We start from the raw sequence: 14,213 nt of genomic DNA on the forward strand, positions 1-14,213 counted from the left end.
TATAAAAGTTAACCGCCAAAACTACCTAAAATGAGAAGTCTAAGAAGAATTGACAGTACTATTTTAGTAACATTTTCTTTATTGTTATTATTTTCTTGTCAGCAAGAAAGTCAGAAGGAAGGTGTTACTACAAAAATTGAGAATGGATCAGGTTACCAAATAGAATCGGTAAATATTCAACATGTAAAATTGAATGACGATTTTTGGCTTCCTATTATAGAAAGAGTACAAGAAAGAACTATAGAATACGCTATAGAAAAATCTACAGAAGAAGGTCGCTTTGATAACTTCTTAATTGCTGGAGGAAAAATGGAAGGCGAAGTAAAAGGTGTTATGCCTTTTGATGATACCGATGTTTATAAAATTGTTGAAGGAGCATCTTACTCTTTAATTAGTGCACCGAATCCTCAACTAGAAACTTTATTAGATTCCATTATTAATGTAATAAGTATTGGTCAGGAAAAAGATGGTTATCTAACTACTTGGCGAACTATAAATCCTGCTCATCCCCCAGCAACGTGGGTAAAGGTTAATGAAGGGAAGCGTTGGGAATCTTTAGAGATGAGTCATGAATTATACAATGCTGGACATTTATACGAAGCTGCTGCTGCTCATTACGAGGCTACTGGGAAAAAGAATTTCTTAAATATAGCTTTAAAAAATGCAGATTTAATGGTAGAAACCTTTGGGCCAGAAGATGGGAAAATCCATACGGTTCCAGGACACCAAATTATAGAAACAGGATTGATAAGGTTGTATAGAATTACCAACGAAAAGAAGTATTTAGAATTGGCAAAATACTTTTTAGATGGAAGAGGGTTTCATGAAGGAAGAATGGATTTTGGTCCCTATGCTCAAGATCATGTTCCTGTTATAAAACAAGATGAAGTAGTGGGACATGCTGTTAGAGCTGTTTATATGTATGCCGCTATGACGGATATTGCGGCTATTGAGAATGATACCGCTTACCATAAAGCTGTAGATAACCTTTGGGAGAATATGGTAAATAAAAAAATGTATCTCACTGGTGGAATAGGAGCTAGGCATGAAGGTGAGGCATTTGGAGAAAATTATGAACTTCCTAATTTAACTGCTTATAACGAAACTTGTGCTGCAATTGGAGATGTCTATTGGAATCACAGATTGCATAATATGACTGGGAATGTAAAATATTTTGATGTTATTGAACGTACATTGTATAATGGTTTAATTTCTGGACTTTCATTAAACGGGACTCAATTTTTCTATCCAAATGCATTAGAATCAGATGGAGTGTATAAATTTAATCAAGGGGCATGTACCCGAAAAGATTGGTTTGATTGCTCTTGTTGTCCTACTAATGTAATTCGTTTTATTCCTTCTTTACCTGGGTTAATTTATTCTAAAACTTCCGATACAGTATTTGTAAATCTATATGCTGCAAATCAGGCAACAATAGGCTTGGAGAAAACAGCTATAGCTATTACTCAGGAAACTTCTTATCCATGGAATGGAAGTGTTAAGTTAACAGTTACTCCAGAAACAGCGTCAGATTTTACTATAAAATTACGAATTCCAGGTTGGGCAAGAAATGAGGTGCTCCCAGGAACACTTTATTCATATAAAGAAAAAATAAAAGCAGTACCAGAAGTTAAGGTTAATGGAGAGCTAGTGGAAGCAACAATTGATAATGGATATATAACACTTACTCGAAACTGGAAAAAAGGAGAAACCATTTCTTTAGAGATTCCAATGGAAGTTAGAGAAGTATTAGCAAATGAAAAAGTGGAAGAAGACCGTGGGAAAATTGCTTTGGAATATGGTCCAATTGTATATGCAGTGGAAGAAATAGATAATAAAAACAATTTTGATGCTATTACGATTTCTAATGACGATACTTTTCAAGTAAAAAAGGAGAACGATCTTTTAGAAGGGGTTAATGTAATAGAGAACAATAAATTAAAAGCCATTCCTTATTATGCATGGTCAAACAGAGGAATAGGAAAAATGAAAGTATGGTTGCCTAAAAAATAGATAAATCAACAAAAACTAAAAATGAAAACTTTAAAACAGATATACATTCTAGCATTTTTTTGTGTAGGAATAAATTATGCACAAATAACAACTTTAGAGGTAGATGCATCACAATCTATTGCTAAAATACAACCCACAATGTACGGGATATTTTTTGAGGATATCAATTTTGCCGCAGATGGAGGGTTGTATGCTGAAATGATTAAAAATAGATCTTTTGAATTTGATGAGCCTTTAATGGGTTGGGAACAACCTAATAGCGATCGTCATTCTTATAATAACAATTCAGGAATTGCTACAATTATAAAATATTCTGGAGATCAAACCAATCACAATTATTGTAGAATTATTGTAAAAGACGATCAAGGTTACAAAATCATCAATAAAGGTTTTAGAGGGATGGGGATACATGCCAAGGCTGTTTATAATCTGTCCTTTTTAGCTGCTAAAACATCGGGTAATATAAAGGAGCTTCACTTTAAGCTGGTCGGGAAAGATAAGAAGGAAATTGCTTCTACCTCGGTAGTAGTAGATGCCAACGATTGGAAAAAATATGAAGCACAATTAACGGCAACTGCAACCGCAGAAAAAGCTACCCTTGAAATAACGTTTTCTGGAACGGGAGAAATTGATATGGATATGATTTCTTTATTTCCTGAAGATACATGGAAACAAAGAAAAAATGGAATGCGTAAAGATTTGGTTCAATTGTTAGCAGATATGGATCCAGGATTTTTACGTTTTCCAGGAGGTTGTATTGTAGAAGGAAGAACGTTAGCAAAACGTTATCAATGGAAAAAAACAGTAGGCCCTATTGAAGATCGTGAAATATTGGTCAATAGATGGAATACAGAGTTTGGACATCGTCCAACCCCCGATTATTATCAGAGTTTTGGAATTGGTTTTTTTGAATATTTCCAATTAGCAGAAGATATGGGGGCAGAACCATTACCAATTTTGAGTTGCGGAATGGCATGCCAGTTTAATACTGGAGAATTAGTGCCAATGGAAGAACTTGATCCTTATGTGCAAGATGCTTTAGATTTAATAGAGTTTGCTAATGGAGATGTTTCAACTCCTTGGGGAAAAGTACGTAGTGATATGGGGCATCCAGAGCCTTTCAATATGAAATATATTGGGGTTGGAAATGAACAATGGGGGCCAGATTATATTGCGCGTTACAAGGTTTTTTCTGAAGCTATTAAAAAACAATATCCAGATATGATTATTGTTTCTGGAAGTGGTCCTTTTCCAGATGGCGATTATTTTGAATACGGAATGGAAGCGTTGAAAAAACTAAATGCAGAGATTATAGATGAGCATTATTACCGTAGTCCGCAATGGTTTAGAGATAATGCCGATAGGTATGATGATTACGATAGAAATGGTCCTAAAATTTTTGCTGGAGAATACGCTGCACAAAGTGTTGCAATTGCAAGCCCAAAAAACGAAAATAATTGGGAGTGTGCCATGTCTGAAGCAGCATTTATGACTGGATTAGAGCGTAATGCTGAGGTAGTTCAATTAACGTCTTATGCACCCTTGATGGCGCATACAGAAGGTTGGCAATGGACTCCCGATTTAATTTGGTTTAACAATCTTACTTCTTATGGGACACCAAATTATTATGTGCAAAAATTATTTGCAACCAATCGAGGAACCGATCTTATGAAAGTTACTATTGATGGTAAAAAAATAATAGGACAGAAGAGTTTATATGCTTCTGTAGTAAAAGATACAGAAACCAACGAAATGATTGTTAAAGTGGTAAATACACTATCTGAAAAAAATACTATTAATTTTAAATGGAATGGGGTTTCTGTTGCTAATAATGCTACTCAAGTTGTTCTTGTAAGTGAAGGGTTGAGTGATGTAAATTCCATCAGTAAGCCTAAAAATATAATACCAAAATCTAAAGAAATTAAAATGGATGCTAAAGATGGAGTTCAATTAGCTCCTTATTCTGTAAATGTATTCAAATTGAAAATTAATTAATTTAATGAGCGATAATAAATCATACGTAATCGGGCTGGATTACGGTACAGATTCTGTAAGAGCTGTATTGTTAAATGCAGCAAATGGGGAAGAAATAGCTACAGATGTTGCATATTATAAAAGATGGAAACAGAAATTATATTGTAATGCTTCTAAAAATCAATTTCGTCAGCATCCATTAGATCATATTGAGGGATTAGAACAGACTATTAAAAAAGTTGTTGCTACAGCGGGGGTAAAACCAGCTGCTATTAAAGGAATTTGTATAGACACCACAGGCTCGTCTCCAATGCCGCTTTCTAAAGAGGGTACTCCACTTGCTTTATTACCAGAATTTAGTGAAAACCCAAATGCAATGATGGTTTTATGGAAAGACCATACCGCTATTGAGGAGGCCAATGAAATTAATAAGCTCTCTAGAAGTTGGGGAGGACAAGATTTTACGCAGTTTGAGGGAGGAATTTATTCTTCTGAATGGTTTTGGGCTAAAATACTTCATATAGCCAGAGAAGATGAAGTTATTAAGAATGCTGCTTATACATGGATGGAACATTGCGATTACATCACTTATTTATTAGGAGACGAAAAAGATTTAAATACATTTAAAAGAAGTCGTTGTGCTGCTGGTCATAAAGCAATGTGGCATGAAAGCTGGGACGGACTCCCTTCCGAAGAATTTTTAGGGAAATTAAATCCGTATTTATCCAAACTAAGAAATCAACTTTATAAAGAAACATATACTTCTGATGAGGTTGCTGGAAATTTAAACTCTGAATGGGCAGAGAGATTGGGGTTAACTACAGAAACGGTAATTGCAGTTGGAACTTTTGATGCGCATGCTGGAGCAGTGGGAGCTAGAATAGAAGAGCATACGTTGGTTAGGGTAATGGGAACATCTACTTGTGATATTATTGTAGCCAATGAAAATGTAATTGGAAAAAAGGCTGTTAAAGGAATTTGTGGTCAAGTAAATGGTTCTGTAATTCCAGGAATGGTAGGTTTGGAAGCTGGTCAATCTGCATTTGGAGATTTATTAGCTTGGTTTAAAGATGTGCTTTCTTGGCCTCTTCATAATTTGGTTTATACCTCAGAAAGTTTAACCGAAGCTCAAAAAGATAATTTAAAGAAAGAGATTGAAGGGAATTTCATCAAACAATTAGCTGAAGCAGCCAAAAATATCCCGTTGGAAGAAAGTATTCCTACAGCCTTAGATTGGATTAATGGTAGAAGAACTCCAGATGCAAATCAGGAATTAAAAGCTGCCATGATGGACTTAAACTTAGGAACCAAAGCACCACATATTTTTAAGGCATTAGTAAACGCAATTTGTTTTGGTGCTAAAAAAATAGTAGATCGTTTTGAGAGCGAAGGGGTAAAAATTAATACTGTTATTGGTATTGGGGGAGTAGCAAGGAAATCTCCTTTTATTATGCAAACTCTTGCCAATGTATTAAATATGCCAATAAAAATAGCATCCTCAGATCAAGCTCCAGCATTGGGAGCGGCTATTTATGCTGCTGTAGCCGCTGGAATTTATAAAGACGTAATAGAAGCTAGTAAACATTTAGGAAGCAATTTTGAAGCCGAATATCATCCGCAGGAAGATCAAGTAGCGGTTTATAAAACACTATTGGAGTCTTATTCAGGACTTTCAGTTTATATAGAAAACAACACATCCAAATAATACAATTAGTAATTATGGAGTCAAAATATAAAGAATTAAAAAGAGAATGCTACGAGGCAAATATGGAGCTTAACGCATTGGATTTGGTAATTTATACCTTTGGAAATGTAAGTGCTGTTGATAGACAGAATAAGGTTTTTGCTATTAAACCAAGCGGGGTTCCTTATGAAAAATTAAAACCAGAGGATATAGTAATTGTCGATTTTGAAAACAATATTGTTGAAGGGGAAATGCGACCATCATCTGATACCAAAACACATGCGTTCTTGTATAAAAATTGGGAAGATATTGGAGGTGTAGCTCATACACATGCTACCTATTCTGTGGCTTGGGCGCAAGCGCAAAAAGATATTCCTATTTTTGGAACTACACATGCCGACCATTTGGTAGCCGATATTCCTTGTGCTCCTCCAATGAAAGATGAATTAATTGAAGGAAACTACGAACACAATACTGGAATTCAGATTTTAGATTGTTTTAAAGATAAAAAGATATCCCATCAAGAAGTACAGATGGTATTATTGGGTAATCATGGCCCGTTTACTTGGGGTAATTCAGCTTCAAAAGCAGTATATAATAGTAAAGTATTGGAAGAAGTAGCAAGAATGGCTTATTTAACACTTCAAATTAATCCAAATGCACCAAGATTAAAAGATTCACTTATAAAAAAACATTACGAACGTAAGCATGGAAAAGATGCTTACTACGGACAGAAATAATAAAAAACTATAATTAATGATTTCAACGGAAAAAGAAATTTGGTTTGTAACGGGGAGCCAACACTTATACGGTCCCGAAACTCTAAAACAGGTAGCACAAAATGCAAATACCATTGCAAATGGATTGGATGCTTCTTCAAAAATTGATGTAAAAATAGTAAGTAAGAATATCGTTACAACTCCCGATGAGATAACAGCTATTTGTATTGAAGCAAATACCACAAAAAATTGTATCGGAATTATTACTTGGATGCATACATTTTCTCCAGCTAAAATGTGGATTGCAGGACTTAATATTCTTAAAAAACCATTATGTCATTTTCATACGCAGTTTAATGCAGAGATTCCATGGAATGATATAGATATGGATTTTATGAATTTAAATCAATCGGCGCATGGCGACCGTGAGTTTGGATTTATGATGTCTAGAATGCGTCAGAAAAGAAAAGTAATTGTAGGACATTGGAAATCGGAAAATGTACAAAAACAATTAGGTGTTTGGACGCGTGTAGCTTTAGGTTGGGACGAATTACAACATATGAAAGTTGCCAGAATTGGCGACAATATGCGCCAAGTTGCAGTTACTGAGGGAGATAAAGTACAGGCTCAAATGCGTTTTGGACTGGAAGTAAATGGCTATGATTCTTCGGATGTAGTAAAGCATATTGATGCTGTTACAGATAAGCAATTACAAAATTTACTTGCGGTTTATGAAACGTCTTATAATTTAACAGCATCTCTTAAAGAAGGAGGCGCAAAAAGACAATCGTTAATAGATGCCGCTAAAATTGAATTAGGACTTCGTGCTTTTTTAGATGAAGGTGGATTTAAAGCTTTTACAGATACTTTTGAAAACTTAGGAGCTTTAAAACAGTTGCCAGGAATTGCAGTACAGCGTTTAATGGCAGATGGTTATGGTTTCGGTGGAGAAGGCGATTGGAAAACGGCAGCTATGTTGAGAACCATGAAGGTAATGGCGCAAGGTTTGGAAGGAGGAACTTCGTTTATGGAAGATTATACCTATCATTTTACTCCTGAAAAATCGTATGTATTAGGCTCGCATATGCTAGAAATATGTTCTTCTATTGCCGATGGAAAACCTTCTTGTGAAGTACATCCTTTAGGAATTGGAGGGAAAGAAGACCCTGTTCGATTGGTTTTTAATTCGCCTGCTGGTACTGCAATTAATGCTTCTTTAATAGATATGGGGAATCGTTTTAGATTAATTGTTAATGAAGTAGAAGCTGTGGAACCAATGGCAGATTTACCTAAATTGCCAGTTGCAAGAGTACTTTGGGATTGTAAACCAAGTCTAGAAGAAGCTACTACCGCTTGGATTCTAGCTGGTGGAGCTCATCATACGGTATACTCCCAAGCACTTACTACTGCATATATGGAAGATTTTGCAGATATTGCAGGAATTGAATTATTAGTAATTGATGATAAAACAAGTATTCGTGAATTTAAGAATACTCTCAATGCAAATGAATCGTATTATCATTTATTTCAACATAGAATGTAACCTTCTAAACCTAAATAGATTATGAAATGCCCATTAACAATTTTATCAAACACATAGATATGATGATTGTGGGTATTACATCTGACCTTTTTAAAATAATAAATATTAACAGATGAATTCATTTAAACAAAACTTAAAGTATATTTCACTGGTGTGTCTTGCTGTTGTTTTTACTCAATGTAAAACAAAGTCGGAAAAAGCAACTGCTAATTCAGAGCAAAGTGAGATACAAGAAAACACCGAAGCCCTCCATATTTCAACCTCAGAATTTGGAAAACTTCCTTCCGGAGAAAAAATTACAAAATACCAGCTTACAAACAAGCATGGTATGGAGGTAGCTATTATTAATTACGGAGGGGTTATTACCAACTTAAAAGTTCCAGATAAAAATGGAGCTATTGAAGATGTAGTTTTAGGATTTGATTCTTTAGAAGATTATTTAATTCCGCCACCATATTTTGGAGCCATTATTGGACGTTATGGCAATAGAATTGCTGGGGGTAAATTCGCAATCGATGGAGAAGAATATACCTTAGCTCAAAATGATGGAAAAAACCATTTACATGGAGGAAATAAAGGTTTTGATAAAGTTGTTTGGGAAGTAAAACCAATACAAGAAAAGGATTATTTAGCACTACAACTTTCTTATACAAGCAAGGATATGGAAGAAGGGTATCCAGGAAATTTAAAAACTATTGTTACTTATACATTAGACAATACAAATACATTAAAGGTTGCGTATGAAGCTACAACCGACAAGAAAACGGTGGTAAATCTTACTCAACATTCGTATTTTAATTTATCGGGAGATTTTTCTAAAACTATTTTAGATCATCAGATTATGATTAATGCTGATGCTTTTCTGCCTGTAGATTCGTCTTTAATTCCAACAGGAGAATTTAAAGATGTTGCTGGAACTCCATTCGATTTTAGGTCTTCTAAAGTTATAGGAAAAGAAATCAATACCGAAAATGAACAGTTAGAGCGTGGCTTGGGTTACGATCATTGTTGGGTTTTAAATAACCAAAACAACGGTCAGCAATTAGCAGCTACGGCTTATGATCCTGAGAGTGGGAGAATTATGGAAGTTTTTACCGATGAACCTGGAATTCAATTTTACACTGGTAACTTTTTAGATGGTACATTGCCTGCTAAAGGGGGAGGAACTTATGCTAAGCGAACAGGTTTTTGTTTAGAGACTCAGCATTATCCAGATTCTCCTAATCAAAAAGAATTTCCTTCGGTGGAATTAAAACCTGGAGAGACTTATAAAACAGAAACATCTTTTAAATTTTCAACTAAATAATCATGCAATTACTAGATACTTTTGATTGGATCACGATTTCAATTTATTTTGCTGTTCTTATAGGAATAGCGGTTTGGGTAATCAAAAAGAAAAACTCAAATACAGAAGATTATTTTCTTGCTGGTCGTAATGTGGGCTGGTTTGTAGTGGGAGCTTCCATTTTTGCTTCCAATATTGGTTCAGAACATGTGGTAGGACTTGCTGGTGCTGGTGCTGGAAATAAATTGCCTATGCTTATTTATGAAATTCAAGCTTGGGTAGTCCTTATTCTAGGATGGGTGTTTTTACCCTTTTACGCACGTAGTGGGGTATTTACAATGCCAGAATTTTTAGAAAAAAGATTTGATGCTCGATCACGTTGGGTGCTTTCCGTTTTCTCAATTATTGCATATGTCCTTACTAAAATTTCTGTAACCATATATGCTGGAGGGGTTGTAGTAGCGGCTTTATTAGGAATCGATTTTTGGACAGGTGCTTTAGGAACCGTAATACTTACAGGTATTTATACTGTTTTAGGAGGAATGAGAGCAGTTGTTTATACAGAAACACTACAAGCTATTATCTTAGTTATTGGAGCAGCAGCACTTACTTTTATTGGTCTAGATAAAGTTGGCGGATGGGAGAGTATGGCAGATACAGTAGGACCAGAATATTTAAATATGTGGCGACCAATGAACGACCCAAACTTCCCGTGGTTGCCATTGCTTATTGCTAGTACCATTACTGGGATATGGTATTGGTGTACCGATCAATACATTGTTCAGCGTACCCTAACTGCTAAAAATATAAAAGAAGGACGAAGAGGAACTATTTTTGGTGCGTTACTAAAACTTTTACCTGTATTCTTGTTTTTAGTACCTGGAATTATAGCACTTACCCTAAAAATGAGAGGAGAATTAAATTGGGATAGCCCAGATGAGGCCTTTCCTGTTTTAATGAGTAATTTACTTCCTTCTGGATTGCGTGGTTTGGTAGCTGCTGGGTTATTAGCAGCTCTTATGAGTTCTTTGGCGTCGGTATTTAATTCGTGTTCTACACTTTTTACAGTTGATATTTATAAGAAGTTGAGACCAAATACTCCTGAAAAGAAATTAGTTAGAACAGGACAGTTTGCTACAGGGATTATAGTAATTATTGGTATTATTTGGATTCCTATTATGGCAAATATTTCTGGAGTATTATATGAGTATTTGCAAAGTGTTCAATCTTATATAGCACCTCCTATTACAGCAGTGTTCTTATTGGGAATATTCTCAAAAAGAATCAATGCAACAGGAGCATTTATAACTTTGGTAACAGGATTAATTGTAGCTGCACTTAGAATAGTATTAGAACTTATTAAGGAGTCTCTTAATCCAGATGGTGTGTTGTATTATATAGGACACATGAACTTCCTATATTTTGCATCTTGGTTCTTTCTTTTCTGTGTAATATTGATTGTGGTAGTAAGTTTCCTTTCGCCTGCACCATCAAAAGAAAAGGTAGAAAATCTTACCTATCAAACTATTACTGAAGAAGAAAAACGTAACAATAAAGTAAGTTATTCATGGATAGATATTTTAGTATCTATACTAATTATAGTTATTGTTATAGGGGTTATGATGTTTTTTAACGGAGCATAGAGGTTAGAATATAAAAATAGAACTTGTTTTGGTAGAATCGTACTAAGCTTTCAATTTTTTTGCACGAGTTTATACAATATGCATTCATACTTAAGTAATTAGTGTGAATGCATATATTTTTAGGGAGTTACCTTAAAATTTTGGATTGAACAGTCAAATGTTTATCTATTGCCTGAAGCCTTTAACTAAGCTGCACTATTGTTTAAGTGTTTTAGAAATAGTTTTATGTAAAAAGTAAGTGTGTTTAGATTAAAAGAAACTGTGTTAGGGTTAAAAATAGATGTTTTTAATCCCAACCAATAAAATTTAAATCTATTTCCCTTAAACTTTAATTAAAATCCCCAAAATTTTAATCTAACTAATTATAATTTTCATTCTATCGTCTAAAAATAGCATCTTTCTAATAAAGAACATCATTATAACACTCAAACAGGTCATCTTTTTACCTAAATAGAGGTTGTGTTTTATAGAGGGTAAGATTTTAGGGTACAACCAACCTAGTTGAGTTAATAGAAATACTATTAGAATTAGGATTGCTTATAATGTGCAAAGTGTTAAATTAAATTTATTTATATTAGAAGTCTTAATGAAAAATATTACCTAGTAATAATTTACTTATAGATAATGAAGAAAAAACGTATTTCAATTAAAGATATTGCTGCTCATTTAAATATTTCTGTTACCACAGTTTCCTTTGTTTTAAATGGAAAAGCAGAAGAAAAGCATATATCAAAGGCATTAACTGAAAAGGTTTTAAAATATGTACAAGAAGTAAATTATACTCCCAATCAAATAGCTCAAAGTTTAAGAACTGGACAGTCTAAAATTTTGGTGTTTATGGTAGAAGATATTTCTAACCTATTCTTTGCTCAACTTGCTAGATTGATTGAAGATTTAGCCTATAAAAAAGGATATAAAGTTCTTTTTTGTAGTAATGATAATGATGATAAAAAATCTATAGAATTAATAAATCTCTTTAAAGATAGGCAAGTAGATGGGTTTATAATTGTACCCTCTCCTAATTTAGATAAAACGATTGCTCATTTATTAGATGAGAATATCCCTGTGGTACTTTTTGATAGATATTTTGCGTCCTTAGAAGCCAATTATGTAATTACAAATAATAAAGCTGCAACAGAGAATGCTGTAATTCATTTATTTGAAAATGGATTTAGGAACATTGCTTATATTACTATTGATGCAATACAATCTCAGATGGCAGATAGATTAGAAGGTTACGAAGCGGTTGTAGAAAAATATAATATTCCTAATTATACGCTTCAAATTCCTTTTGAAGAAACCACTCAAGGAAATAGTGAGAGGTATATTAAGGATTTCATGGAAGAAAATCCATCAATAGATTCAATTCTTTTTGCAACCAACTACCTAACGCAATCAGGGTTAAAAGTTATTAAGCAAGAGTATCCAGATTTAATAAATAGCATTGGAATCATCACTTTTGACGATAATGAACTATTTAAAACCTATAGCCCCACTATTACCGCAGTTTCTCAACCAACCCAAGAAATGGCCACTATGGCAATGTCTTTAATTTTGGATCTTATAAAAAAGAAAGATAGTTCTAAAAGTAAGCAAACAATTACCTTGGAATCTTCATTAATAGTTAGAGAATCTTCTAAAAAAAGAAACTAATCCCTCATTGAGGGTTTTATTTCCCAGAGCCTGTTCTGAGTATATCGAAGTGCTCTACGTCGAAATGGATTAAAATATTTTTCCTTTGAATAGCTCATGGGCTTGGCCCGAGGGAGTCTATTTCTATCAAAAATAGCGTATCAAATATCGAATATACTTTTAATTGCTAAATCGGTTTAGTATCTTGCGCAAAAATTGAAGAGATGCCAATAACTATTGGAGTAGATGTAGGAGGTAGCCATATTAGTTGTGCCGCCATTGCAAAAGATGGTCATAGAATAATTTCGAACACCTATTTTCATGATGAAGTAGATTCAAAAGGAAGTAAAACGGAGATCTTAAAGAGATGGGCAACTACCATAAATAAGTCGATTGAAAGTATAGCTCCCGAATTAATTGAGGGAATAGGCTTTGCAATGCCAGGCCCTTTTTTATATAAAGAGGGAATTGCAATGTTTGAAGTGAACGATAAGTACGAAGCATTGTATAATGTTTCTATTGTTGAAGAACTACCTAAATATCTTATCGATAAAAAAATAAAACTCCGTTTTTTAAATGATGCTTCTGCGTTTGGACTTGGAAGTATTTTACATAAAGGAGAAATGGAAAATGATAAAGTAGTAGCCATTACTTTAGGAACAGGTTTTGGAGCTGCTTTTTTTGACAAACAAACCCCATTAATTAGTGGAGAATCTATTCCAGAAAATGGATGTTTATGGGATAAGAAATTTAAAGAAGGAATCTCGGATGATTATTTTTCTACGCGCTGGTTTCTTAATAAATACAAAAAGAACTTTAACGATGTTGATGTACATGGGGTTAAATGTATTTTGGATACCGACAGGGCAGCTGCTATAGAAATATTTAAGGAGTTTAATAAGAATATGGTAGCTTTTATGACTCCCTATCTATTAAAATTTAAACCAGATGTATTAATTATTGGTGGAAGTATAGCAAAATCTTCAGCGTTGTTTTTACCTTCTTTAGAGGAAGAGTTTAATAAAATACTCCCGTTGTCTATAAAAATAATTGACAATACAGAAGAAGCAAATATAATTGGAGCCTCTCATACGTTCAATGATGAGTTTTGGAACGAGATGAAAAATAGTTTGCCAACAATTTAATTTCTAACCAAGCTAAAATGCCCCTTTGCTATGATTAAATCTTCATTGTTTGCAATAGCTGCCCTAAACCAATAATCGGTTTCTGGCATGTCTCTACCATTAAATTTTCCATCCCAACCAGGGTCATTAGCATTTAGTACTTTTAAAAGTTTACCATAACGGTCATAAATAGAAACTGTTGCATTGGAACGTATATCGGCGTCTGTAAGATGCCAAGTTTCATGGATCAAGTCAAAAAGTTGTGTGTAAATAGAAGTAAAATTCGATCTTTGTAAAAAAAAGACTTGCATTGGAATTATCATTAGACCTATTACGTTTTATCCTCCCTGAATTATTAGTCAGTCACTTTACCATAGCTTCCCACGAAATAGAAAAAGGAACGCTTCATTTGTATTTTGAAGAAAAGAAAGATACTCCTAGAGAAGAAAAACACCGGATCTTGATAGCTCATGGTTTTCATAAAGAGCTTGTTGTTCAGGACTTTCCATTGCGTGGCAAGAATGTTTATTTACATATCAAGCGCCGTCGATGGCTTGACAAAACCACAGGGCAAGCCGTGCATCGAAATTGGGATT

At 34.1% G+C, this 14,213-nt stretch carries 11 protein-coding genes; 10 read left to right on the top strand and 1 reads right to left on the bottom strand.

Features of this window, described 5'->3' with window-relative positions:
- Positions 1-30 precede the first annotated feature (30 nt).
- From AC13CQ_RS03035 to AC13CQ_RS03075, 9 genes are all read left to right on the top strand, one after another.
- Complete coding sequence (locus AC13CQ_RS03035; RefSeq protein WP_474506918.1) at positions 31-2,013, top strand: glycoside hydrolase family 127 protein; 1,983 nt, start codon at positions 31-33, stop codon at positions 2,011-2,013.
- Between the two features lie 21 nt (positions 2,014-2,034).
- A complete protein-coding gene (locus AC13CQ_RS03040) occupies positions 2,035-4,008 on the top strand; it encodes an alpha-L-arabinofuranosidase C-terminal domain-containing protein (protein ID WP_474506917.1) in 1,974 nt (657 codons plus the stop codon).
- A gap of 4 nt (positions 4,009-4,012) precedes the next feature.
- Positions 4,013-5,692 carry a ribulokinase gene (locus AC13CQ_RS03045; protein ID WP_474506916.1) on the top strand — a complete coding sequence of 560 codons (1,680 nt, stop codon included), beginning with the start codon at positions 4,013-4,015 and terminating at the stop codon, positions 5,690-5,692.
- Between the two features lie 14 nt (positions 5,693-5,706).
- Entirely contained in the window at positions 5,707-6,411 is a 705-nt protein-coding gene (locus AC13CQ_RS03050; RefSeq protein WP_474506915.1) for an L-ribulose-5-phosphate 4-epimerase, read from the top strand.
- A 16-nt stretch (positions 6,412-6,427) separates the two neighbouring features.
- Entirely contained in the window at positions 6,428-7,933 is a 1,506-nt protein-coding gene (gene araA / locus AC13CQ_RS03055; RefSeq protein WP_456867529.1) for an L-arabinose isomerase, read from the top strand.
- Positions 7,934-8,045: 112 nt separating this feature from the next.
- Complete coding sequence (locus AC13CQ_RS03060; RefSeq protein WP_456867528.1) at positions 8,046-9,239, top strand: aldose epimerase family protein; 1,194 nt, start codon at positions 8,046-8,048, stop codon at positions 9,237-9,239.
- Positions 9,240-9,241: 2 nt separating this feature from the next.
- Complete coding sequence (locus AC13CQ_RS03065) at positions 9,242-10,861, top strand: sodium:solute symporter (protein ID WP_008613238.1); 1,620 nt, start codon at positions 9,242-9,244, stop codon at positions 10,859-10,861.
- A gap of 624 nt (positions 10,862-11,485) precedes the next feature.
- Positions 11,486-12,514, top strand: a complete 1,029-nt coding sequence (locus AC13CQ_RS03070; protein WP_008613237.1) for a LacI family DNA-binding transcriptional regulator — start codon at positions 11,486-11,488, stop codon at positions 12,512-12,514.
- Between the two features lie 203 nt (positions 12,515-12,717).
- A complete protein-coding gene (locus AC13CQ_RS03075; RefSeq protein WP_482882700.1) occupies positions 12,718-13,638 on the top strand; it encodes an ROK family protein in 921 nt (306 codons plus the stop codon).
- Here the strand turns inward: AC13CQ_RS03075 and AC13CQ_RS03080 are convergent.
- Complete coding sequence (locus tag AC13CQ_RS03080; protein WP_482882701.1) at positions 13,635-13,928, bottom strand: T9SS type B sorting domain-containing protein; 294 nt, start codon at positions 13,926-13,928, stop codon at positions 13,635-13,637. The genes AC13CQ_RS03075 and AC13CQ_RS03080 overlap by 4 nt on opposite strands.
- Between AC13CQ_RS03080 and AC13CQ_RS03085 the strand changes: the two genes are divergently transcribed.
- On the top strand, positions 13,928-14,213 hold a 286-nt coding region (locus AC13CQ_RS03085), incomplete at its 3' end, for an ISAon1 family transposase N-terminal region protein (RefSeq protein ID WP_482882634.1). The two genes, AC13CQ_RS03080 and AC13CQ_RS03085, sit on opposite strands and share 1 nt — an antisense overlap.

The sequence above is a fragment of the Galbibacter sp. L-19 genome (assembly GCF_056857615.1).

Excerpts from the sequence above, each read along its gene's own strand:
- AC13CQ_RS03035 (WP_474506918.1), top strand. The coding sequence starts at position 31 with ATGAGAAGTCTAAGAAGAATTGACAGTACTATTTTAGTAACATTTTCT.
- AC13CQ_RS03040 (WP_474506917.1), top strand. The coding sequence starts at position 2,035 with ATGAAAACTTTAAAACAGATATACATTCTAGCATTTTTTTGTGTAGGA.
- AC13CQ_RS03045 (WP_474506916.1), top strand. The coding sequence starts at position 4,013 with ATGAGCGATAATAAATCATACGTAATCGGGCTGGATTACGGTACAGAT.
- AC13CQ_RS03050 (WP_474506915.1), top strand. The coding sequence starts at position 5,707 with ATGGAGTCAAAATATAAAGAATTAAAAAGAGAATGCTACGAGGCAAAT.
- araA (WP_456867529.1), top strand. The coding sequence starts at position 6,428 with ATGATTTCAACGGAAAAAGAAATTTGGTTTGTAACGGGGAGCCAACAC.
- AC13CQ_RS03060 (WP_456867528.1), top strand. The coding sequence starts at position 8,046 with ATGAATTCATTTAAACAAAACTTAAAGTATATTTCACTGGTGTGTCTT.
- AC13CQ_RS03065 (WP_008613238.1), top strand. The coding sequence starts at position 9,242 with ATGCAATTACTAGATACTTTTGATTGGATCACGATTTCAATTTATTTT.
- AC13CQ_RS03070 (WP_008613237.1), top strand. The coding sequence starts at position 11,486 with ATGAAGAAAAAACGTATTTCAATTAAAGATATTGCTGCTCATTTAAAT.
- AC13CQ_RS03075 (WP_482882700.1), top strand. The coding sequence starts at position 12,718 with ATGCCAATAACTATTGGAGTAGATGTAGGAGGTAGCCATATTAGTTGT.
- AC13CQ_RS03080 (WP_482882701.1), bottom strand. The coding sequence starts at position 13,928 with ATGCAAGTCTTTTTTTTACAAAGATCGAATTTTACTTCTATTTACACA.